The 19,343-nt window shown below is 66.0% G+C and carries 22 protein-coding genes and 4 tRNA genes; 15 read left to right on the top strand and 11 right to left on the bottom strand.

What is annotated here, in order from left to right:
• Positions 1–3: 3 nt before the first annotated feature.
• The 6 genes from ABD115_RS02670 (at position 4) to ABD115_RS02645 (ending at position 2,356) form a co-directional block, all read left to right on the top strand.
• Positions 4–1,359 carry a M18 family aminopeptidase gene (locus ABD115_RS02670; RefSeq protein WP_343957936.1) on the top strand — a complete coding sequence of 452 codons (1,356 nt, stop codon included), beginning with the start codon at positions 4–6 and terminating at the stop codon, positions 1,357–1,359.
• Between the two features lie 61 nt (positions 1,360–1,420).
• The gene (locus ABD115_RS02665) at positions 1,421–1,705 is read left to right on the top strand and encodes a hypothetical protein (RefSeq protein ID WP_343957934.1); all 285 of its coding nucleotides are present in this window, start codon (positions 1,421–1,423) and stop codon (positions 1,703–1,705) included.
• A gap of 123 nt (positions 1,706–1,828) precedes the next feature.
• Positions 1,829–1,901 (top strand) — tRNA-Glu (locus ABD115_RS02660).
• Positions 1,902–1,929: 28 nt separating this feature from the next.
• Positions 1,930–2,003 (top strand) — tRNA-Asp (locus tag ABD115_RS02655).
• An 85-nt stretch (positions 2,004–2,088) separates the two neighbouring features.
• Positions 2,089–2,161: transfer RNA gene (locus ABD115_RS02650), tRNA-Phe, on the top strand.
• A gap of 118 nt (positions 2,162–2,279) precedes the next feature.
• Positions 2,280–2,356: transfer RNA gene (locus ABD115_RS02645), tRNA-Asp, on the top strand.
• Positions 2,357–2,408: 52 nt separating this feature from the next.
• Here ABD115_RS02645 and ABD115_RS02640 read toward each other — a convergent pair.
• The gene (locus tag ABD115_RS02640; RefSeq protein ID WP_343957932.1) at positions 2,409–2,699 is read right to left on the bottom strand and encodes an anthrone oxygenase family protein; all 291 of its coding nucleotides are present in this window, start codon (positions 2,697–2,699) and stop codon (positions 2,409–2,411) included.
• Between ABD115_RS02640 and ABD115_RS02635 the strand changes: the two genes are divergently transcribed.
• The gene (locus ABD115_RS02635; RefSeq protein ID WP_343957930.1) at positions 2,590–2,937 is read left to right on the top strand and encodes a helix-turn-helix domain-containing protein; all 348 of its coding nucleotides are present in this window, start codon (positions 2,590–2,592) and stop codon (positions 2,935–2,937) included. The genes ABD115_RS02640 and ABD115_RS02635 overlap by 110 nt on opposite strands.
• 113 nt (positions 2,938–3,050) lie before the next feature.
• Here the strand turns inward: ABD115_RS02635 and ABD115_RS02630 are convergent, their stop codons facing one another.
• The 4 genes from ABD115_RS02630 to ABD115_RS02615 form a co-directional block, all read right to left on the bottom strand.
• Positions 3,051–3,476: a PIN domain-containing protein gene (locus ABD115_RS02630; protein WP_343957929.1), complete on the bottom strand. Its 426-nt coding sequence runs from the start codon at positions 3,474–3,476 to the stop codon at positions 3,051–3,053.
• An 8-nt stretch (positions 3,477–3,484) separates the two neighbouring features.
• Positions 3,485–3,742, bottom strand: a complete 258-nt coding sequence (locus tag ABD115_RS02625) for a type II toxin-antitoxin system Phd/YefM family antitoxin (RefSeq protein ID WP_343957927.1) — start codon at positions 3,740–3,742, stop codon at positions 3,485–3,487.
• Between the two features lie 133 nt (positions 3,743–3,875).
• Positions 3,876–4,124, bottom strand: coding sequence for a DUF4190 domain-containing protein (locus tag ABD115_RS02620; RefSeq protein ID WP_343957925.1), 249 nt, complete (start codon positions 4,122–4,124; stop codon positions 3,876–3,878).
• A gap of 156 nt (positions 4,125–4,280) precedes the next feature.
• The gene (locus tag ABD115_RS02615; protein ID WP_343957923.1) at positions 4,281–5,417 is read right to left on the bottom strand and encodes an FAD-dependent monooxygenase; all 1,137 of its coding nucleotides are present in this window, start codon (positions 5,415–5,417) and stop codon (positions 4,281–4,283) included.
• Between the two features lie 645 nt (positions 5,418–6,062).
• Here ABD115_RS02615 and ABD115_RS02610 point away from each other — a divergent pair.
• Positions 6,063–7,301 (top strand): MFS transporter, encoded by a 1,239-nt coding sequence (locus tag ABD115_RS02610; protein WP_343957921.1) that lies wholly within the window; start codon positions 6,063–6,065, stop codon positions 7,299–7,301.
• A 65-nt stretch (positions 7,302–7,366) separates the two neighbouring features.
• On the top strand, positions 7,367–8,836 hold the full coding sequence (locus tag ABD115_RS02605) for a flavin monoamine oxidase family protein (RefSeq protein WP_343957919.1): 1,470 nt from the start codon (positions 7,367–7,369) through the stop codon (positions 8,834–8,836).
• Here ABD115_RS02605 and ABD115_RS02600 read toward each other — a convergent pair.
• Entirely contained in the window at positions 8,823–9,014 is a 192-nt protein-coding gene (locus tag ABD115_RS02600; RefSeq protein ID WP_343957917.1) for a hypothetical protein, read from the bottom strand. The genes ABD115_RS02605 and ABD115_RS02600 overlap by 14 nt on opposite strands.
• Positions 9,015–9,136: 122 nt before the next feature.
• Here ABD115_RS02600 and ABD115_RS02595 point away from each other — a divergent pair, with 122 nt between their 5' ends.
• The gene (locus ABD115_RS02595) at positions 9,137–9,442 is read left to right on the top strand and encodes a nucleotidyltransferase family protein (RefSeq protein WP_343957915.1); all 306 of its coding nucleotides are present in this window, start codon (positions 9,137–9,139) and stop codon (positions 9,440–9,442) included.
• Complete coding sequence (locus ABD115_RS02590) at positions 9,432–9,791, top strand: HepT-like ribonuclease domain-containing protein (protein WP_343957913.1); 360 nt, start codon at positions 9,432–9,434, stop codon at positions 9,789–9,791. Before ABD115_RS02595 ends, ABD115_RS02590 begins: the two co-directional genes overlap by 11 nt.
• Here ABD115_RS02590 and ABD115_RS02585 read toward each other — a convergent pair.
• Both ABD115_RS02585 and ABD115_RS02580 read right to left on the bottom strand, forming a co-directional pair.
• A complete protein-coding gene (locus tag ABD115_RS02585; RefSeq protein WP_343957911.1) occupies positions 9,788–10,831 on the bottom strand; it encodes a lysylphosphatidylglycerol synthase transmembrane domain-containing protein in 1,044 nt (347 codons plus the stop codon). The genes ABD115_RS02590 and ABD115_RS02585 overlap by 4 nt on opposite strands.
• Complete coding sequence (locus ABD115_RS02580) at positions 10,828–11,559, bottom strand: glycosyltransferase family 2 protein (RefSeq protein ID WP_343957909.1); 732 nt, start codon at positions 11,557–11,559, stop codon at positions 10,828–10,830. The genes ABD115_RS02585 and ABD115_RS02580 overlap by 4 nt, the downstream gene beginning before the upstream one ends.
• 181 nt (positions 11,560–11,740) lie before the next feature.
• Here ABD115_RS02580 and ABD115_RS02575 point away from each other — a divergent pair, with 181 nt between their 5' ends.
• Complete coding sequence (locus tag ABD115_RS02575; protein ID WP_343957908.1) at positions 11,741–12,946, top strand: Fic family protein; 1,206 nt, start codon at positions 11,741–11,743, stop codon at positions 12,944–12,946.
• A 35-nt stretch (positions 12,947–12,981) separates the two neighbouring features.
• Positions 12,982–14,382, top strand: a complete 1,401-nt coding sequence (locus ABD115_RS02570; RefSeq protein WP_343957906.1) for a DUF6138 family protein — start codon at positions 12,982–12,984, stop codon at positions 14,380–14,382.
• Between the two features lie 77 nt (positions 14,383–14,459).
• On the opposite strand, the gene ABD115_RS02565 is transcribed toward ABD115_RS02570, so the two are convergent.
• The 3 genes from ABD115_RS02565 to ABD115_RS02555 all read right to left on the bottom strand — a co-directional run bounded on the left by ABD115_RS02565 (position 14,460) and on the right by ABD115_RS02555 (position 17,143).
• Entirely contained in the window at positions 14,460–14,780 is a 321-nt protein-coding gene (locus ABD115_RS02565) for a hypothetical protein (RefSeq protein ID WP_343957904.1), read from the bottom strand.
• A gap of 276 nt (positions 14,781–15,056) precedes the next feature.
• The gene (locus tag ABD115_RS02560; protein ID WP_343957902.1) at positions 15,057–16,412 is read right to left on the bottom strand and encodes an FtsX-like permease family protein; all 1,356 of its coding nucleotides are present in this window, start codon (positions 16,410–16,412) and stop codon (positions 15,057–15,059) included.
• Entirely contained in the window at positions 16,409–17,143 is a 735-nt protein-coding gene (locus ABD115_RS02555; RefSeq protein ID WP_343957900.1) for an ABC transporter ATP-binding protein, read from the bottom strand. The genes ABD115_RS02560 and ABD115_RS02555 overlap by 4 nt, the downstream gene beginning before the upstream one ends.
• A gap of 243 nt (positions 17,144–17,386) precedes the next feature.
• On the opposite strand from ABD115_RS02555, the gene ABD115_RS02550 reads away from it, so the two are divergent.
• Together ABD115_RS02550 and ABD115_RS02545 are read left to right on the top strand one after the other, a co-directional pair.
• Entirely contained in the window at positions 17,387–18,484 is a 1,098-nt protein-coding gene (locus tag ABD115_RS02550) for a hypothetical protein (protein WP_343957898.1), read from the top strand.
• Positions 18,465–19,298, top strand: coding sequence for a hypothetical protein (locus ABD115_RS02545; RefSeq protein WP_343957896.1), 834 nt, complete (start codon positions 18,465–18,467; stop codon positions 19,296–19,298). The genes ABD115_RS02550 and ABD115_RS02545 overlap by 20 nt, the downstream gene beginning before the upstream one ends.
• Positions 19,299–19,343: the final 45 nt, after the last annotated feature.

The raw sequence follows: 19,343 nt of genomic DNA, 5'->3' as shown, positions 1-19,343 counted from the left end.
ACGATGACTGAGACGCTGCTGGGAAACCGCGACGAATACATCAACGAGTTCATCGGTTTCGTAGGTTCATCGCCGAGCTCGTACCACGCTGCGCGCTTCTCGGCGGCGATTCTCACATCGGTGGGTTTCACCGAGCACCGCGAGGAAGAGGCATGGGGGCCGGTCGCGGCCGGCTCCCGCGGCCTCGTCGTGCGAGAGGGCGCAATCATCGCGTGGCACGCGGGCGAGGGCGTCACTGCGACCAGCCCCGTGCGCGTGCTCGGTGCACACACTGACTCGCCCGGCTTCGTCTTGAAGCCCCAACCAGATTTCACCGCGGCGGGTTGGTCGCAGGCGGGCGTCGAGATCTACGGCGGCCCGCTCATCAACTCCTGGCTAGACCGCGACCTTGGGTTCGCTGGGCGAGTGGTCACCCGCTCGGGTGAGGAGCGCCTCGTCTGCACGCAAGCGGTCGCGCGCATTCCGCAGCTCGCGATCCACCTCGATCGCGAAGCGAACGCCGGCCTCACGCTCGACCGCCAGCGCCACACGCAGCCGATTCTCGCGGTGTCGGCGCCCGAGACCTCGGTGATGGATCTGCTTGCCACGGCCGCGAACATGCCGCAGCCTGGTGAGGAGTTCGCCGCGGAGCCGACGGCAGTTCTCGTGGCGGATCAGGGGCGCCTCACCGCGGGCGACATCGCCGGCGCTGACGTGCGGCTCTACGACACCCAGCCCGCGAGCAGGATCGGGGCGCGAAACGAGTTTCTCGCCTCGCCGCGACTCGACAACCTGAGTTCGACGTTCGCGGGCCTCGTCGCGCTCATCGAAACCGAGCCCGCGGCGGGCACGATCTCGGTGTTCGCGTCGTTCGACCACGAGGAGCTCGGCTCCGAGACGCGCTCCGGCGCCGCAGGCCCCTTCCTCGAAGACGTACTCGTGCGCCTGCGTGCCGGGCTCGGGGCAACGCCAGACGAGGCCGCACGCGCGCTTGCGGCGTCGTGGTGCCTGTCGGCCGATGCCGGGCACTCGGTGCACCCCAACTACCAGGAGAAACACGACCCGAACGTGCGGCCGCTGGCTGGCCAGGGGCCGATGCTCAAGGTCAACGCGAACCAGCGCTACGCGAGCGATGCGCACGGCGCCGCGCTCTGGCAGCGCGCGTGCGACACTGCCGGGGTGCAGACACAGGCTTTCGTGTCGAACAACACGGTGCCATGCGGTTCGACGATCGGGCCGATTACCGCGACGCGCATCGGAATTCGCACGGTCGACGTCGGCGTGCCGCTACTGTCGATGCACTCGGCCCGCGAACTTGTGCACGTCGATGACCTCCACGGGTTGGCCCGCGCGATCGGGGCGTTCTTCGCCGGGGCATAGCTGTTTGCTCCCTGAGTGTTTCGCAATCGAAATTTTATGTTCGGTTCGATAAGATCAGGCCATGAGCGAGGTGCAACGACAGGGTGAGAAGGTACTAGCGCTCCCCACAGACCGGCTGATGCCCAACATTCAACGGTTCGGGCAGCAGTCGATCGAATTCACATTTCTAGGCCCGAACCTGCACGGGCAGCCGACGTGGATCATGTGGAACGCGAGCGAACCGCACCTCATCGGCATGCTCAGCCAGGGCAAGATGGGCTACCACTTCGAGCAGCGCACAGGCGACGGCGTGCAGCGGCTCGAGAATATCTCGCTCAACCGCGTGCAGCGCGCGCTTGGGGGGTAGCGGCTGCCCCGCAGTCTTCGAGCGTCGCGACACGCCAGGGAAACCGAATGGCTGCCCCGATTTGCGCGACGTGGCATTGTTGCCATAAGCTCATATCTCGGTAGCAAGGCAAGAAATTGTCTCGGCCCCATCGTTTAGCGGCCTAGGACACCGCCCTTTCACGGCGGCAGCACGGGTTCGAATCCCGTTGGGGTCACTGGTACCGAACACAACTAAATATGCATGGCCCTGTAGCGCAGTTGGTTAGCGCGCCGCCCTGTCACGGCGGAGGTCGCGGGTTCAAGTCCCGTCAGGGTCGCTGGCGTGAGGAGCCCTTCTTCGGAAGGGTTTCTTCATTCCCAAGGCGATTGCCAGAGTTGGTCACCCAGTTCGAATGATCGTCTGGCTCTGTAGCTCAGTTGGTAGAGCGTTCGACTGAAAATCGAAAGGTCACCGGATCGATGCCGGTCGGAGCCACGTAGCGGCTATTACACCGTTACTGAACCCCCGTGTAGCTTCTACATCACGGGGGTTCTCTAAATCTTGCTTCGCTTTGCGCGCTTGTCGCGCGGGGTGGCAACACAATTTCATATCTGGCCCTGTAGCGCAGTTGGTTAGCGCGCCGCCCTGTCACGGCGGAGGTCGCGGGTTCAAGTCCCGTCAGGGTCGCCATTTTCTTGTCCCACCGGCCTGGCCATGAGGTTGGCAGCAGGGCTCGTGGGCCCTACGCCGAAGCTAGGGCGATCGCGAGGAACGCCAGGGCGCCAGTGCTCGTGACAGAGCGCGCGAGGTCTCGGCGGTTCCAAGGAACTTCGAACCGCTGCCGTGCACTCCGGCGCTGAGCTTCGGTGTTCACGGGTGCGCGCTCGAGCTCGGTATTGAGCGGAACGTTTCCGGCTGCGGTGATGCCAAACGTCAACACCGAGCAGACCGCCCCCGCAGCGCGCGAACTGATGCGCTCGCTTCCCGCGGTGCTGTCTCTCGGCGGTGACGCTGTCTCGCCAGCATCTGCCATTCGAGACACCCTGCGCATCATGGCCGGCGAGCTTTTGCGGCCGCAACTCGGCGTCACCCCCATCGCCTACCTCGCACGGTGGCGCATGAGCGTCGCGCAGTCGCGACTGGCAAACGAGGAGGTGCCGATAGGCGTGCTCGCCGCGGAGCTGGGGTATAGCTCTGAGGCTGCGTTCAACCGCGCCTTCTCGCGGATCGTTGGGTGCACCCCCGGGTCCCTTCGCAAGAAGTCGAGATAGGCGTGGCTGGCTCCCCTCCTTGGCCCTCGAACTGCACCGTGCGTGCGGGTCGAGTTAGACGTCAGAAGTGTGGGTGGCGACGATGGCCTTATTGGCCAAGCACTTGCTGTCGCTCAATCTCCGCGTAGATAGATCTCGACGTGTGCGCTTGTCCATGTTGCGACCCCCGAGCCAAAGAAATCCCGATCTTCTGTCCAGATTGGGCAATCGAGCGCGAGCGCAGTGGCAACTATCGGCCAATCCATCGGGTCGCGAGAACCGATGCGCGGCAGTGCGATGTCCCGTAGGGGAGTGATAACATTCTCGTCCACAGTCTCAACAACGGCTCGCAGGCGCTCGAGGGATGCAATCAGTGCTTCGGGGTTGCGATCCCGTTTTGCGGCGATAGCGGGGAGGTGCCGTTCTGCCTCCTCGAAAGCGACTACCGGCACGAAGAAAGCGACTTCTGCCCCGTACTGGCCTATGAGCTCCCTCACGCGCTTCCCAAGCACCGCTCGAACGAGGATGTTTGCATCGAGGACGATGCGTCGTGGGGTCATGCGCTCTGTTACAGCTGACGGGCTTCTCGACGCAGCGCATCGAACTCGGCCACGACCTCGTCCTCGCTCGTGCCCCATTCCTCTAGAAGCGAGTGAGCCTTCTGTGCAGCCTCGACATAGGCTGCGATGTCGGCTTTGCGATCGCGATGCACAGGAATGAATAGGCCAACCGTCTGCCCGTGCCGGGTGATGGTCACGGGCTCGGCCTGGTCGATGAACTCAGCGAGACCTTTTCGGAACTCGCGAACTCCAACGGTGGTGATCATCGCCTCCCCTTTGGGTTTTGTGTATCTGTGTGTACACAATATCACTCGTTGCCTGGCGTGTCGAGAGTGGTGACCCCCACGGGCCGCCAGGTGTTTTTCGAGGTCCACCGGTCTACACGCGGCTTTAAACGCTCTAGTACCCCGCCTTGGCGAGCGGGAAGAAGAGAACCGTGAGTAGCACTGCGCCGGCGAACAGCGCAACATAGCCGATGATGAGGCCAGCGAACGCCAGCCCCCAGCCGCGTTCATGAGTGCGCTTGATCTGCGAGAGCGCAATGTGGCCCAGCGCAATCGCCGCGACAGCAACGAAGAATGAGAGCACGAACGACAGGATCGCAAGCGTGTTGAACTTCTCAGTAGTGACGAAGTCGGCGCTTCTCAACCTTTTGGCCCTTGTTCCCGCGCCGATGGCGATGATCACCCCGATGATGAATACGAGGATGATCAGCAGTCACAACGGCTGCCACTCAGCGCTCATCTGCTGACCCGCATGCGCAGCGCAACCGCGCTTCGGCTGATTAGCCGGGGCCCGGCAGCGTTAGTGCAGTATCGGCCGCGGCCAGGAGTGCAATCGCTGGCTCACCGCGCCGAGCACCCTCCCCGGCGTGAGCCGCAGCGCCGTGTTGCGCAAGGCCGCGGCGACGGGGCCGCTCGCCTGTGCCACCCGGCCAGCCATGCGTGAGCGTTGCATGATTGCCCTGGTGCGCTTCTGCCGCAGCGTCGAATACCGGGCGAGCGCTGCTCCCAGCTCACTCGGGCGGGTGTCGCGCAGCAGCAGCGCGAGCGTCGCCGCGTCTTCGATTCCCTGCCCAGCGCCCTGGCCGAGGTTGGGCGTCATCGCGTGCGCGGCGTCGCCGAGCAGTACGGTGCGACCCCGCGCAAGTGTGTCGAGCGGCCGCGCCAGGTCGTAGATGTCGTGGCGAATCACCGCGGCGGGGTGGGTAGCGGCCAGGCAGTGGTGGATCGGGGCGTGCCAGCCCGCAAAGTGTCGCGTGACGGCCTCGTGCTCGTCTGCGAAGGTCGTGCCCGGAGCAGTGTTGAGCGTGCCGAACCAGTACACCCGGCCGTCGGGGAGCGGCACGATACCGAAGAGCTGGCCGCGGCCCCAGGTTTCGCCTGCCTCGCCGTTGATATCCACGGGCTCGCTGGTCACCCCGCGCCACGCTGTGTAGCCGGCGTAGCGCAGCCCAGGGTCCATCCCGAGCGCGGCCCTGTTCGCACTGCGCGCGCCGTCGGCGACGACCACGAGGTCGAACTGCTCGGTGCGGGTGCCGACGGTGACGCTCGGGGATCCGCCACTGGCCACGCGCGCGGCTGCTCCCGCGCGGATCGTCCCGTCGCGCAGCTGCCCGGAGAGCGCGCGATGCAGCTCGACCCGGTGCACGCTGCGCAGCGACGCGACCGCGCTCGGCGGCACGGTGACCAGCCACGAGCCGGAGGGGTGACGTTGGCCGGCGCGCATCGTCGCGATCGCGTCGCTCGACACCGCTCTGACCGCATCGCCGAGACCCAGCATGTCGAGGGCCTCGAACGCGTTGCTGAAGAGCGTCAATCCGGCGCCGTCGGGGCTCGGCGAAGCTCTCCGTTCAAACACAGTGACCTCGTGGTCGTCGGCCTGCAGGCCAGCTGCGGCGACGAGGCCGCCGACCCCCGCACCGATCACTGCGATTCGCATCGATGCTCCGTCGGCCGAATCGGGGAGGGGTCGGCAACACGGTCTGCACGAAGGCCATCGCGAACGACCTCGCTCTCGCTCGCGTTTGCGCCTGAGACGACGCGCTCTTGCAAAGCCTCAGCCATGCTGTTCGGCAGGGTATCGCTGAGCTGCTTCGCCGTGCGCACGGTAGAACCTCGCTTCTCGAGCCTATTCAATCTTACCAGCGAGTGTGATGCGTCGTAGGGTGCGCTCACATGTCGTCGGGGTGCTCCGGCCTCCATCGGTGCTTGTCGCGGTGTGGCCTGAGAGGTGCAGCGTGCGCGCTTCGCCAGAACGGGCTCGCTGGTCACCCCGCGCCACGCTGTGTAGCCGGCGTAGCGCAGCCCAGGGCCCACCCCGAGCGCAGCGCGGGCCACAGGGCATAACCCGGTGGCAAGTGCACCGGCCCCCAGGCGAGCACTGCTGACGAGTCTGCTTTGCCCGTGGCGCGGAAACGCCGCCAGATTGTTGGCCTCAGCGCCAGCTTTTTCGCTCACGGGTTGTTATTCAGCAAGTTTGGTTGTATTGTTTTGCCCTGACGGCAACTCAAGAGGTTGGTTGCTGCTCTCTATGCAAGTTCATTGTTGAATTTGTTCTCAATGCCGAGATGGAAAGTGCGCCTTCATGACTAAGACGAACCCCACAACCAAGTGGGTGATGCTGAGCCTGTCCTACCTGGTTCTCATTGCCTGTTTCATCCCCTACATCGGATGGACCCCGAGCCTGCTCGAGATCTCCGAAGAGCTGTCGCTCAGCGCGAGCCAGGCCGGTCTGCTCGCCTCAATCACCGCGCTCGTCGGCGGCATCATTCTGCCGTTCGCCGGAGTGATCGGTGACAAGATCGGAATCAAAAAGATCATCCTCGTTGGTCTTGTCGCTGCGATCGTCGGCCAGTTCGTCTTCGCGGTCGCGCCTGACTACGGCGTGCTCATGCTCGGCCGCGCCATCAGCGGCCTCGGCGTCGGCCTGCTGTTCGTCGGCCCGTACACGATGGCGATCAACTGGTTCGAGCGCGAGCGCAAGAGCGGCATCGCGCTCGGCGTGATGTTCACGACCGACGGCATCGGCTCGGTGTTTGCGCTCTACCTGTTCGCAATCGTGCTCGTCGCGTTCGGTTGGCGCACTGGCTCGACCATCGGTGGCGTCTTCCTCATCGTCGTGCTCGTCATCGCCGCACTCTTCCTCAAAGACGTGCCGCCCGCCCAAGCCGACGAAGCCGCCCATGAGTCTGACACCAGCGGCCGATCCGCCGTCAGCTGGCTGTTCAGTCGCAACGTGCTGGTTGCCGCGGCCTTCTTCATCGGCGAGTGGGGCATCTTCGCGGTCGTCGCGGTCTGGATGCCGACGATCCTCATCGAGGACGCCGGCTGGTCGACCACGGCCGCGGGCTTCTTCGCGTCCTGCTATGTGCTCGCCGGCATCGCGACCTCGATCATCTTCGGCCTCATCTCCGACAGCCTGGGCAAGCGGAAGAACCTGATCTTGCTCGCCGGTCTCGCGATGACGCTCTTCATGGGCGCACTCACCGTCAGCATCGCCTCCGGCAACTACGTGTTCGCCGCGATCTGCCTGCCGCTTGTTGGCCTGGGCGTCTACACCGGCATGCCCCTTGCCCTGGCGCTCGCGACCGAGTCCGTGCCCGCGCGCATGGCCGGCGCGGTGAACGGCTTCGTGCTCGGTATCGGCTTCATCGTTGGCGGGTTCGTGTACCCGTACGTGATGGGGCTGGTGAAGGACTCCACCGGAGACTACGTGCTCGGGTTTGTTGGCATGGTTGTGGCCACCGCGCTGCTGAACCTCTGCCTCCCCTTCTTCGCCAAAGATGTGCGGCGCGCGCAGCCGGCCGAAGCGCTCGTGCGCTAGGCGGCCAGCGCGGCCGACCGTCGCGCACGCACACTGTCACGAGAACGAACGACAAAGGAGTGTTCATGGCTGACGTTTCACGTCGAGGCCTCTTGGTCGGGGCCGCCGCGGTCACGGGCCTCGCCGCCGCTGGAATCATCGCGGGCAGCGTCATCACCCGGCAAGCCGGTCGTGACGAGCGCGGCAATAACTGGGACGTCATCGTCGTAGGCGCCGGGTCGGCAGGGATCGGCGCGGCCCGGCGCCTCATCGACCAGAACCCGAGCCTTCGGGTAGCGATCGTTGAGGCCAGGGACAGGATCGGCGGGCGCATGTTCACCGATCGCACGTCTATGGGGATTCCGGTGGAGCGGGGCTGCGAGCTTGTGCACGGTGGCCCCTACGCCGACACCTACCCGTGGATCAAGGAGGCCGGGTTCGACATGCGGATGTTCTCCAAGAACTACATTCGTTTGAACAACGCTGGCGACAGCTCGCCCTCCCACGCGTGGCACGCCCCTGATGCTCCAGCGTCGTGGGCGTTCCCTGCGGGTATCCCTGACGGTCTCGTGAGGTTTGACCCCGCGGGGGAGGGGCAGCCGCTGCCTGAGGTGCTGCCACGGGAGAAAGCTGACGCCTACCTCGCCCGCCTGGGTATCGCGCCCGACAACATCCCGAGTGGCCTCCGGTACCTGCTGACCGACGACGCGGAACCGCTGTACGCGACCGACGCAACCGCGGTCGGTGAGGTTCTGACAGCGTGCATTCGCTACTCCTTGCACCCTGAAGAGGCGCCCGAGCCCGAGAAGCTTGACCCGGATGACCCGAAGTACAACGACGGCGACTACAAGATCATCGGCGGGTACGACCAGCTGCTGACCTTCATCGCCGACGACATTCCCGTATTCCTCGACACGGTGGTTGAAGAAGTGCAACACTCGAAGAGCGGGGTGGAGCTGGTTACGTCGCAGGGCACCATGTCGGCACGCCGCGTCGTGATGGCCGTTCCCGCCGGGGTCATGCAGCGCAGGGGCATCGACTTCACCGCCGGGCTTCCCGACCGCAAGTGGGTGGCATTCGACGAGTTCCAGTACAGCCATATCTTCAAGTGCCTGCTCGAGTTCGAGGGGCAGGTGTTCACGCCCGACGGCAGCGCGACCTGGGGCTACGCCGAGTCAATGGACCTTACCCCGACGACGCTGTGGAACGCGTCGATCGCCCAACCTGACTACGGCGGGCAGGTCATTGTCGGCTGGGAAACGGGCGAGGCCGCTCGGGAGCTCCATGCGCTGCCGCTCGAGCAGAAGTACGAGGCGGTCTTGGATGTCGTTCGCAAGAGCGCGGGAGACCCAGGGCTGCGATACAAGAAGGCCCTCATGACTGACTGGGCGAACGAGCCCTTCAGCTGGGGAGCCTACGGGCACGGCGGCAACGAGAAAGATATGTCTGCGCCGACCGATGACGTGCTGTTCTGGGCGGGGATGCGCACGAGTACGGTGACGGCGTCTTATGTGTCAGGCGTGGATCAGGCCGATGAACTGCTTAAACACCTGTAGCGCGCGGTCGCTCACTCCCAGCCGCTGAGGGGTCTCGCCGCCCGCCTCGCGCAACGCTGTGCTGGTATAACGCCCACCCGAACACGATCGTGCCGAGCAAAAGGATGACGCGGGCGAGCGTGATCGCCGCGACCGTGAGCGTGCTCGGCAGACCGCCGGCGACGAGGAGCCCGATCATTCCGACCTCGTAGGCGCCGACCCCGAGCGGCTTCTATGCTCGAAAGATATAACCAGGATGCTTGGGTGCATGATTCTTGCCTGCACCTCGCTAAGTCGGGGGCAATCTGCGACACTGACAATATGAGGCTCTCCGCTCCCCTCGACGTCGCAGCGATTCGCCATGCCTGTGAAAAGTACGGCGTGGCACGGCTGCGAGTTTTCGGGTCGTCGGTTACTGACCGGTTTGCCCCTGAGACGAGCGACATCGACTTTCTGGTGACGTTCAAAGACGGGAGGGACAACCTCTTCGACGACTACTTCGACCTGAAGTTCGAACTTGAACGTATTGTTGGCCGAAAGGTTGACTTGGTGACTGAGCGATCTTTGAGAAATCCCTTCTTCATCGCGAGCGCCCTCGAGAACGCTCAGGAACTCTATGCAGCCTGAAGCAGGAAGCCATCTCTGGGACGCTGCTGAAGCGGCGAAGCTGGTTGCAGAATTCGTTCGGGATAGGACACTTGCCGAATTCAATTCTGATCTCCTCTTGCGGTCGGCGGTCGAACGTCAATTGGAGGTCTTGGGTGAGGCGCTGAACCGGCTCCGTCGGGAAGACCTAGACACAAGCAGACGGGTACCTGACCTGGACAAGATCATCGGAATGCGGAACGTCATTGCGCATGAGTACGGCGAGATCGACTACGAGATCGTATGGCAGGCTGCCACGACCAGATTGGTGTCATTAATTCCAGTTCTCGGCGCACTTGTAGACGAGGCAAAGCAGGAGACTGGGATTTAGCTGGTCCTTTCCCGCCCGAACCTCGCAACGCTGTGCTGGTAGAACGCCCACCCGAACACGATCGTGCCGAGCAAGAGGATGACGCGGGCGAGCGTGATCGCCGCGACCGTGAGGGTGGTCGGCAGACCGCCGGCGACAAGGAGCCCGATCATCACGACCTCGTAGGCGCCGACCCCGTTCGGGGTCGTGATCACCATGCTCGTCACCGTCGCGAGCCCGTATGCGACGAACACGAGCGCGGGGTCGGCGAGCACGCCGATCGATGCGAGCGCGACCCAGAACAGGCCCGCGTCGCAGAAGTGCAGCAGAAACGACCACGCAAACGGCGGGAGCAGGGTGCGGGGCTCAGCGAGCAGCGCCCTGAGCTCGAGGTGTAGGCCGTCGAAGAAGCGCACGAGGGGCTGTGAAGCGGCGATGGCGGGTCGCCCGAGGACGCGCCCGGCGCCGTTCGCGAGCCGGGTGAGCACGCCCGCGAACCGGTGAAGCGCGCGGCGTCGCCCGAGCAGCAGCACGCCGCCAGCGACCGCGAGCACCGCCAACGCGCCGACGCCCGCGGCCGCCCACATTACCGGGGCCGTACCCCGCCCGCTCGCGATCAGCCAAATCGCCGCGGCGAGGAGCAAGAGGCTGAACGACACGAACGTGACGCCGAAGCGCGCAAGCTGCGCGAGCGTGCCCTTCGCGGGCGCGACCCCGAGCCCCGCGAGTTTCCAGCTCGTGTAGGTGATGCCCGCGGCGCCGCCAGACGGCAGCATGTGGTTCGCGAAATTGAATTCGAGCGACATGCGGATCGCGGTGAGCGGCCGCACGCCGCGTAGCTCCCCGCGGGCGCGCAGGTACGAGAACAACGCCTCGCCGGTGGCCGCGAAGCTCGCGAGCTGCACGGGAACGAGGAGGGAGAGCGTCCACGGGTTCACAAGGTGAAGGCTCCCAAACGCCTCCAACACCGTCGGCCAGGCCGCCCACACGATGGCCGCGACGATGAGCAGGGTGATGGCGCTGACCCAGAACCGCGGCGACCGGTGCCAGGCCCCCGTCACTCGGTGAGCTCCCGCTGCACCCACCGCTTGCGGTTGCCGACGCCGTGCCGGGTTAGCGTCAGACTGTCGGTCTCGTAGTAGCGCCCCAACTTCTCGCGATCCACCGAGCGAAACAACCTCGCCTGCACGATGAGCCGCCGGTCGTAGCGCAGGGTGTGCCCCGTGCGCAGCAGCGCGATGGTCACGTCGACGTCTTCGCTCACGTGCTCGTCGCCGAGCTCGATGAGTTCGCGCGCGGTCAGCCACGCGTCGCGGCGCAGCGCGCTGTTGAAGCCGTAGAGCATCGGTGTGATGCCGATGCTGCGCTCGTGCCACCACCTGAAACCGCGATACCACCACGAGAACCAGAGCGCGGCCCCCGGGGAAAGCTCCGCGATCGCCGCGCCCCCGCCGAGCGCATCGAGCGTCGGCTCGCGAAAGGCCGTGCGGATGCGCGCGACCCAATCGCTTGGCACTAGGGTGTCGGCGTCGATGCGAGCGATCACGTCGCTCTTGGCCGCGTCGAAGCCGGCGGTGCGGGCGTAGGTGACGCCCGCGCGCTCCTCGCTGACAACGCGAACGAGCGGAAACTCGCGGGCGATGCGGGCGCTGTCGTCGCTGCAGGCGTTGTCGACGACAACGATCTCGTCTGGGCGGTCGGTCTGCTCGTGCAGCGCCCGCAGGCACCGAGCGAGAATCGGTGCCTCGTTGTGTACGGGAATGACGACGGAGATGGTGGGGGAAGTCACCCCTCAATTCACCCGCGATTTCTTCGCCCCCGCGATGACCTGGCCGCGACATTCGGGGTAGCGCTGGCGCTACCCGGGGCGGGCGACGTTTCGCTAAGTGTTCAGTTTGGTGGGCGGGTAACCCATCGGGCGATGGGGTCTTATTAAAGGTTATCTTGGCAAGCTTTAATATGATCAATTCATGCCAAAGGAAACTGTAGAAAGCTCCGGGTGGCCGGCCGTGCAACTCGAGGCGCGCCCCTGGCAGCGCAGCGGGAGCGAAGTCGCATCGCGGCGGGCGCTGTTGCGCGCTCACGGCGAGTACCGAGCGGCGGTTCCACCCGAAATACGAGAAGCGTCACTCTCGCTGTCGAGTGAGACAGTCGCGTTGGCAGACGACGCGAGTGCGGCTCTCGCACGCTTCGACGCTGAAGCCGGTCCCATCGCTGCACCGTTCGCGGCGATCTTGCTGCGAACCGAATCTGCTTCTAGCTCGGAAATTGAGCAGCTCACGGCGAGCGCCAAACAGGTCGCACTGGCTGAACTTGGGGCTTCAACTTCAGGCAACGCCAGGCTCGTTGTCGCAAATGTGCGTGCGATGCGCGCCGCGCTTGAACTCGCGAGCGGCATCAGTGAAGCAGCGATCATCGCGATGCAAGCGTCGCTGCTCGGAGAGAGTAGACCGGAGCTCACGGGGGCGTTTCGCGACCAGCAAGTGTGGATTGGGGGAGGAAGCCTCTCTCCGCACGGCGCCCTCTTTGTGCCGCCGCACCAAGACCGAGTGCCTGCGCTGATGGCAGACTGCGTCGAGTTTGCGGAGCGTACCGACATTCCCGTTCTCGTGCACGCGGCGCTTGCGCACGCGCAATTCGAGACGATCCACCCGTTTCCAGACGGCAATGGGCGCACCGGGCGGGCACTCATTCACTCGATGCTGCGCGCCTCGGGCCTGACGAGAAACGTGACCGTCCCCGTGTCGGCGGGCCTGCTGCGAAACAACGAATACTACTTCGCCGCACTGACCGAATACCGCGCGGGCAACCCCGCGCCGATCGTCGCAGCGGTGGCTGAAGCTGCGATCTGGGCGGTGGACAACGGCTCCGCACTCGTCGCTGAACTGCGAGAACTCAGCGAATCTTGGGCGACAGAGATTCCCTCGAGGCGGGGCTCGGCAGCTGCTCGACTCGGAGAACTGTTGTTGCGGCAGCCAGCCGTGACCGCTCAGCTAGTTGCAGATGAGCTGCGCGTCTCGATCCCCGCGGCCCAATCGGCGATCGATCGGTTCGTGGCGCATGGTCAACTGCGGCAGACCAACGAGTGGCGGCGCAACCGCATTTGGGTCGCTCACGGTGTGCTCGCGGCGCTCGACGGCTTTGCCGCTCGAGCTCGCCGCCACCCACCCCAGTAAACTCCAACAGACGGCACTCAGAGAGGGCGGAAGCGATGACCGGACTGGACTACCTGGTGTTCGACGATGCCCTGCGGGACCCGAGCGCGCGTGCGGTGTTCGACCGCGCGGTCAAGGCGGTGAGCGACGACACAGCGCAGAAGGTGAAGCTCAGCCGCGGGCACGGCTTCGAGATCGACGGGCAGGGCATCCTCGGGTCTGCGGTACTCGAGTACGTGCTCGGGCTCGTGCCGGCTGACGAGTTCGACTTCGAACAGACGCGCGCTTTCACCGAGCGCATGCGCGTGCTGCTCGGTTGGCACGACATCTCGTACACGCTGCGGCTGTGGGCAGAGACACGCCTGTGCGAACCGTACTTCGAGAACCTCGGCGAGGAGTGGAGCCCCGACTGGCAGCTGCGCGACGGTGCCGGTGGCAACCACCTGCCAGAAGCATTCTTCCAATTCTCCTGCTATGTCGCGATCGGCGAGCTGAAGCACGGGCCGAGCTACGCCTCGGTGAGCGCGAACCGCATCTTCGATTGGGTGACGCGGCTTGGCAGCGATCTCCCTGCGCAGCTCACGAAGCACGGCACGGGGGAGCTGCCGAAGGAGCTTGCCTCGTTCCGCGGCGACGGCGACGCTGCTGGCGTCACGATCAAGGCGAACGATGCGCTCGCAACGATTCGCATCGCCGTGAAAACCGAGAACGAAGCGAGCTACCGGGCGGTGCTCGACACCCTCGTGCGACTGCTCGAAACGACCGACTTCCCGCGCTCGTACGCGATCGAGTTTCGGGGGCCAACGAAGCAGTACCTGCCGGTGAAGAAGCTCCCGAAGAAGGGCGCCAATCAGCTGTTCGCCTACGCGGTGGTCTACCCGGCGCTGTGGCCTGCGATCGAGCGCTACGCGCGCGCCGCGATGGGCGAGTACGAGTGGTACACGAACCTCGACGACGAGCACTGCGCGATGCCGGGGAGCTTCGCGGTGTTCGCCCTCGCGATCGCTGACGCGACGGGTGGCGGATCGGCGTACGTTCAGCTGGCCCTCGACTATCTCCGCGAGGTCGACGGCGAACACCAGTCGCTGCAGCAGCACTTCGTCGACTGGTACCTCGCCGAGCACGGCTTCGATGAGACTGGCATCGCGTACCTGCTCGCCTGCGCAGCGAACAGCCAGCAGATGCGCCACCACAAGACCTACCCGGCGCTGATCGCGAACGAGGCAAGCCTCACGGCGCTGCTCGCTCATCGCGGCACGCAGCCCACGTCGGGGGTCGCGGCGCTCTCTGCGAATCTTTCGGGCGAACCGGTCGACGACTACGCCTGGCGCCACGCCCTGTACGTGATCTGGGGCGACGCCGCGGAGCAGCGCGATTCCGCGGGTGTCGTCGGCGCGAAGCTCATCGCGAAGGCGCCCGACGTGCTTCGGCCGCTCTACGAAGCGGTGCTCGCGTAGCTCCGTTTGGTCGCTGGGGTGGTCGGGTGGCCGGGCTGCCGGGGTGGTCGGGCTGCCGGGCTGCCCTGTGCGACTGCCTAGAACAGGTGGGCGCAGCTTTCGAGTGTCTCCTGCAGTTCGCCCATTACCGACAGATCCTCGACGAGACGCTGTTCGAGGTCCGTGAACTCGGCAAACGAGTACTTCGCTTCGAGGCCCTCAAGCGAGCACTCGCAGTAGGCTTCGGCGCCGTCTGACGTGCGCAGGCACTCATTCGTGAACGCCTCGCGGTTCTCTGCCGGCCACGCCGTGCCAGCCGGTGCTTCTGAAGCTGAGGGCGCCGCTGCTCCGCAAGCTGAGAGGAGCAGTGTGGCCGAGACGGCAGCGAGGGTGACCGAGAATTTGGATAGGAAATGCATAGCTATCACCCTATCGGTGAACGAGTAGCCCCTGAGGTGGGCGAGCTGTCGCATTGCGGGCGCCGCCGGGCGCGCGAATAGCCCCGGCACCGTTGCCCACAACTTGCGATGCGGCCGAGGCCCTGCGCGGTTGTCCACGAATGACTCATGCGCGTGAATCGCTCCGGGCAACTCCGTATCGTGGGGCTCCAGGCAGCAAATGGTGACCCAGTCTGCATCGAGGTGAGCTTGCATTAGTGCAACTGATTCTCCAGATTTTGCTGCACTCACGCAGCCTCACTCGCCCCGCGCCGGCGCATCGAGCACGGCCCACAGTACCGGCCGCGTAACCGCGACGCCGGCGCGCACGAGCAGCAGCCCGAGGCCGAGCACCAGCGCCGCCGCGAGCAGGAAGAGCGGGGCGACCGCCGCGGCGATGAAGACGAGCGGCGCGGCGATGATTACCGCGGCGAGCGCGGCCCCGACGACAGCGAAGGCGGTGGGGGAGAGCGCCCGCCGGGCGCGTGTACTGTCAATGGTCGAGCGCGGCATTCCCATCCGGTCGAGCGCGATGGAGAGTTCGCGCCGCTCGAGCACGGTAGCGGTTTGCGTGAGCGCCGTCTGGCAGGCGACCACGGCGAACGAGACGGCGACGAGCGCGACGAGCATCGTTCGCGCGTCGGCGAACAGGAGCAGCTGGTCTGGGGTCATGATCTCGCGGCTCTGGCTGCGGCTGATCGTGTCGAGGTAGCCGAGGAGGGAGCCCGCGGGGATGAGCACAAAGGTTGCGAGGGCGAGCGCGGAGACGCTGCGCCAGGCCGTTCGCGGGTCGTCTTCGATGCCGCGGGCGGCGACGAGCGTCGCCGCGTCTGCGGTGCGCGACGCGGTGCGCTTGGCGCGCAGCGCGATGGCGAACGGGCCGACCAGGCCGAGCACGCCCTGGATTGCCAGCACGGCGACCGTGAGCGCCGCAACGGTGACCACGACGCCCCAGCCGGGCGACGCGAACTGCACGACGAGCAGCGCCCCGCCGACGGCGAGCGCGGCGACAAGCACGCGGAGCCAGCTCAGCCTCGGCGCCTCCTGCCTGGTGCGTACGCCGAGTGGCGAAAGCACGACCCGGCGCAGCCCGAACAGCGCGCTGAGCGCCGCGATCGCGACGAGTGCGGGTGGGATCGCACCGGCGATCCACCACGGCAGCCACCGGTCGAGTCGCAGCCCCGTCGCGCTCAGCGGCTCCCCGTAGACGGTGAGCGGGCCGAGCGCGAGCGGCAGCAGTGCGGCGAGGAGCGTGCCGGCGAGCACGCCGATCGCCGCCATGAGGGTGATCTCGGTGACGGCGAGGGCGCGCACGCGCGCCGCCGTCACCCCCAGGAGCCGGAGCGTTGCGAGGCGATCGTCGCGGCTGCGGGCCGCGAGCCTGGCGGTCGCGGTGCCGAGCGTGATGAGTGGGACGAGAAGGAGACCTGCGAGCCCGATTGCGAGGATCGGGTACCCGGGCTCGGGTGACGACACCCGCCAGAACGCGAAGGCGAGCATCGCGACGGCGAAGCTCAGGAGCGTCGTCGCCCCAGCCGCAGCCACCTGCAGCGTGTGCACCGTTGCCGCTTTGCCCCGCGGGCGGGCGAGCATGACAATCGCGAACCCATTCATTGCGCCTCCTCGACTCGGCCATCGCGCAACCGAACGACCCGGCCGCAGCGGGCCGCGACCTGTTCGTCGTGCGTGACGACGACGAGCGCCCGCTCGGGGCCGGTCGATGCCGCGACGAGCGCGTCGAGCACCTCGCTCGCGGTGCCAGAGTCGAGCGCGCCAGTCGGCTCGTCGGCGAAGATGACACTCGGCCGCACCGCGAGCGCTCGGGCGATCGCGACGCGCTGCGCCTGCCCGCCCGAGAGCTGCCCGATGCGGCGGGGGTCGAGCCCCGCGAGCCCGAGTCGGTGGAGTTCGGTGGCGGCGCGGGCGTTCGCCTCGTGGCGGGAAATGCCTGCGAGCAGGAGTGGCAGCGCCACATTCTCCCCGGCGGTGAGCTCTGGGATGAGGAGCCCCTGCTGAAACACGAACCCGAATCTGCGGAGCCGGAGCCCCGACCGCTCGGCGTCGGTGAGCGCGGCGAGGTCGTCGAATCCGTCGCCGTCGGGCCTGCGGAGCAAGACCGTGCCGCGGTCTGGCGGCAGCACCCCGGCGAGCGCGTGCAGCAGCGTCGACTTGCCCGAGCCCGAGGCTCCCATAATGGCGACCGCTTCCCCCGGTCGTACTGTCACGCTTGCGTCGCTGAGCGCGAGCGTCTGCCCGAACGTCTTCGTCAGCGATTCCGCGCGCAACAGCCACGGGTACGGGTCGGCGCTGTGGGTGGGGTGCGGGCTTCGGGGCGTATGTTGCATCGTGTGGGTTCCTCTCGCAGTGCGATCGCCTCCCACGCTACGAAGCCTGAGTGGGGCCCGAAGCCGCCCGCGGGCCCAAGAAACGGATCCCGGTGTCCACCCTGGGGTGGTAGCCGACACGGCGAAGCGCGGGCGCTGCGTTCCGTGCTGCGGCAAGGGTCGTGCCCAATCCCCGACGACGACTCCAAGAGTTCAGCTAATTCCACTCTTCCGCAGGCGACGGAAATGATTTATTATCTGAACATGAGCAATCGTGTGCGGCCCGAATTTGAGGGGAGAGGGGAAGAACTTCTCGCTGTCGTTGAGTCAGCGTTGCGGGATAGGCTCCCCGGAGGCTGGACGTTCACGCGCGAGACGGAGCGCTCGGCCACGGACCGGAGCGTGGACGCGTGGTACACGCTCCAGACAGCGAAGGGTCTGTACAGCCTGGTGGCCGTCGAAACGAAACGGCTGATCGAGCCGCGCGACGTGCCCCGGCTCGCCGAGCGCCTCCACGGTGCGCTACCGTCAGATCGGTGGGGCATCCCCATACTCGCTGCTCGCTACCTCTCGGAGTCTGTTCGCGCCCGCCTCAAGGAAGCCGGGTTGTCATACGTTGACGCGACGGGCAACATCTATGTCCACGCCGACGAGCCGGCACTCTACATTGCCGACCGGGGGCTAGACCATGACCCTTGGCGCGGGCCCGGGCGCCCCAGGGGCACGCTGAAGGGCGCACCAGCTGCCCAAGTCGTGCGGGCACTCGTCGACGCCCCGGGCCCTTGGAAAATGCGGGCGTTGATTGCCGCCTCCGAGGCAGCAACCGGCTCCGTGTACCGGGTGGTCGACTTCCTCGACAGCGAGGGGCTCATTTCACGCGATGATGGCGGACTCATTCACGTCACCGACTGGACCAAGCTGCTTCGCCGTTGGAGCCGCGACTACGAGTTTCTGCACACGAATACAGTCACCAGGTGGATCGCGCCTCGCGGTGTCGAGCACGCCCTCGAGCAGCTGCGAGTCAACGCCGGTGACGGATATGCGGCCACCGGAACAATCGCTGCGTCAACCTGGGCGGAGTATGCACCGGTTCGCTCAGCGATGATCTTCGCGAAGGACCCGGCAGTGGTCGCTGAGCTGATGGGGGTGCGGGCTGCGGATACCGGCGCCAACGTGCTGCTGGCTGCGCCCGCCTTCCCCGCGCTCATGCGTGGGGCGTTCGAGCGCGCCGACGGGCTTCGCATAGTGACCCCGGCCCAGGCAGCGGCAGACCTCATGACCGGGCCCGGTCGCGCCCCCAGCGAGGCAGAAGAATTGTTGGAGTGGATGAAGGGAAACGAAGATGCCTGGCGCAAGGTCTGAAGACATTCTTGTCCGTGCACGATCCGCCCTCTTGGACGTACTCGAGGCGCTGTGGGAACAACGCGACGCGATCGTCGTGGTGGGAGCTCAGGCCGTCTATCTGCGCACGGGATCGCTCGACGTTGCGCTCGCAGAGACGACGAAAGACAGCGATGTCACGATCGACCCCGGCCAGCTTCGCGCCGACCCGCGCCTCGAGGAAGCCATGAAAGAAGCTGGGTTTCTCCCGACAGGCAACCCTGGGGCGTGGCTACGACCCGACGGAGTTCCCATCGATCTGATGGTTCCGGAGCAACTCGCTGGCAAGGGTATGCGCTCCGCGGAGATTCCGCCGCACGACAACCGAGTCGCCCGCCGGGCGCTGGGGCTTGAGGCAGCGCTTGTCGACAACAACGAGATCGTTATCGCCTCGCTTGACCCGCAAGATTCACGAACGGCTAGCGCCAAGGTTGCGGGGAGCGCTGCGCTGCTCGTCGCAAAGCTCCACAAGATCGGCGAGCGCATCGACACGCCCCACCGGTTGCAAGACAAAGACGCCCACGACCTCTATCGGATACTCCGCGCAATTCCAACCGAGAGTCTCGCGCAGGGGGTGACGAGACTGCTTTCCGACAACCTCAGCCAAGAAGTCACCGAGATCGCCATGAGGTACCTGAGAGACCACTTTGCGGCTGGCCCAGACGCGACCGGCTCGATGATGGCGGGCCGCGCCGAAGCAGGCGTTGGCGAACCCGAGACCGTCGCAGCCGCAACAGCATTCCTCGCCCAAGACTTGATCGAAGCACTTGCGACAGGCGACCTGGGCGGAGCCTGACCCCGAGCCAGAGGCGCACCCCACGCTACGAAGCCTGGGTGGGGC

The sequence above is a fragment of the Leucobacter albus genome (assembly GCF_039528015.1).
Lineage (GTDB): Bacteria > Actinomycetota > Actinomycetes > Actinomycetales > Microbacteriaceae > Leucobacter > Leucobacter albus.
Note: the sequence above shows the minus strand (reverse complement) of the source record. Positions and strands in the feature narration are given on the sequence as shown.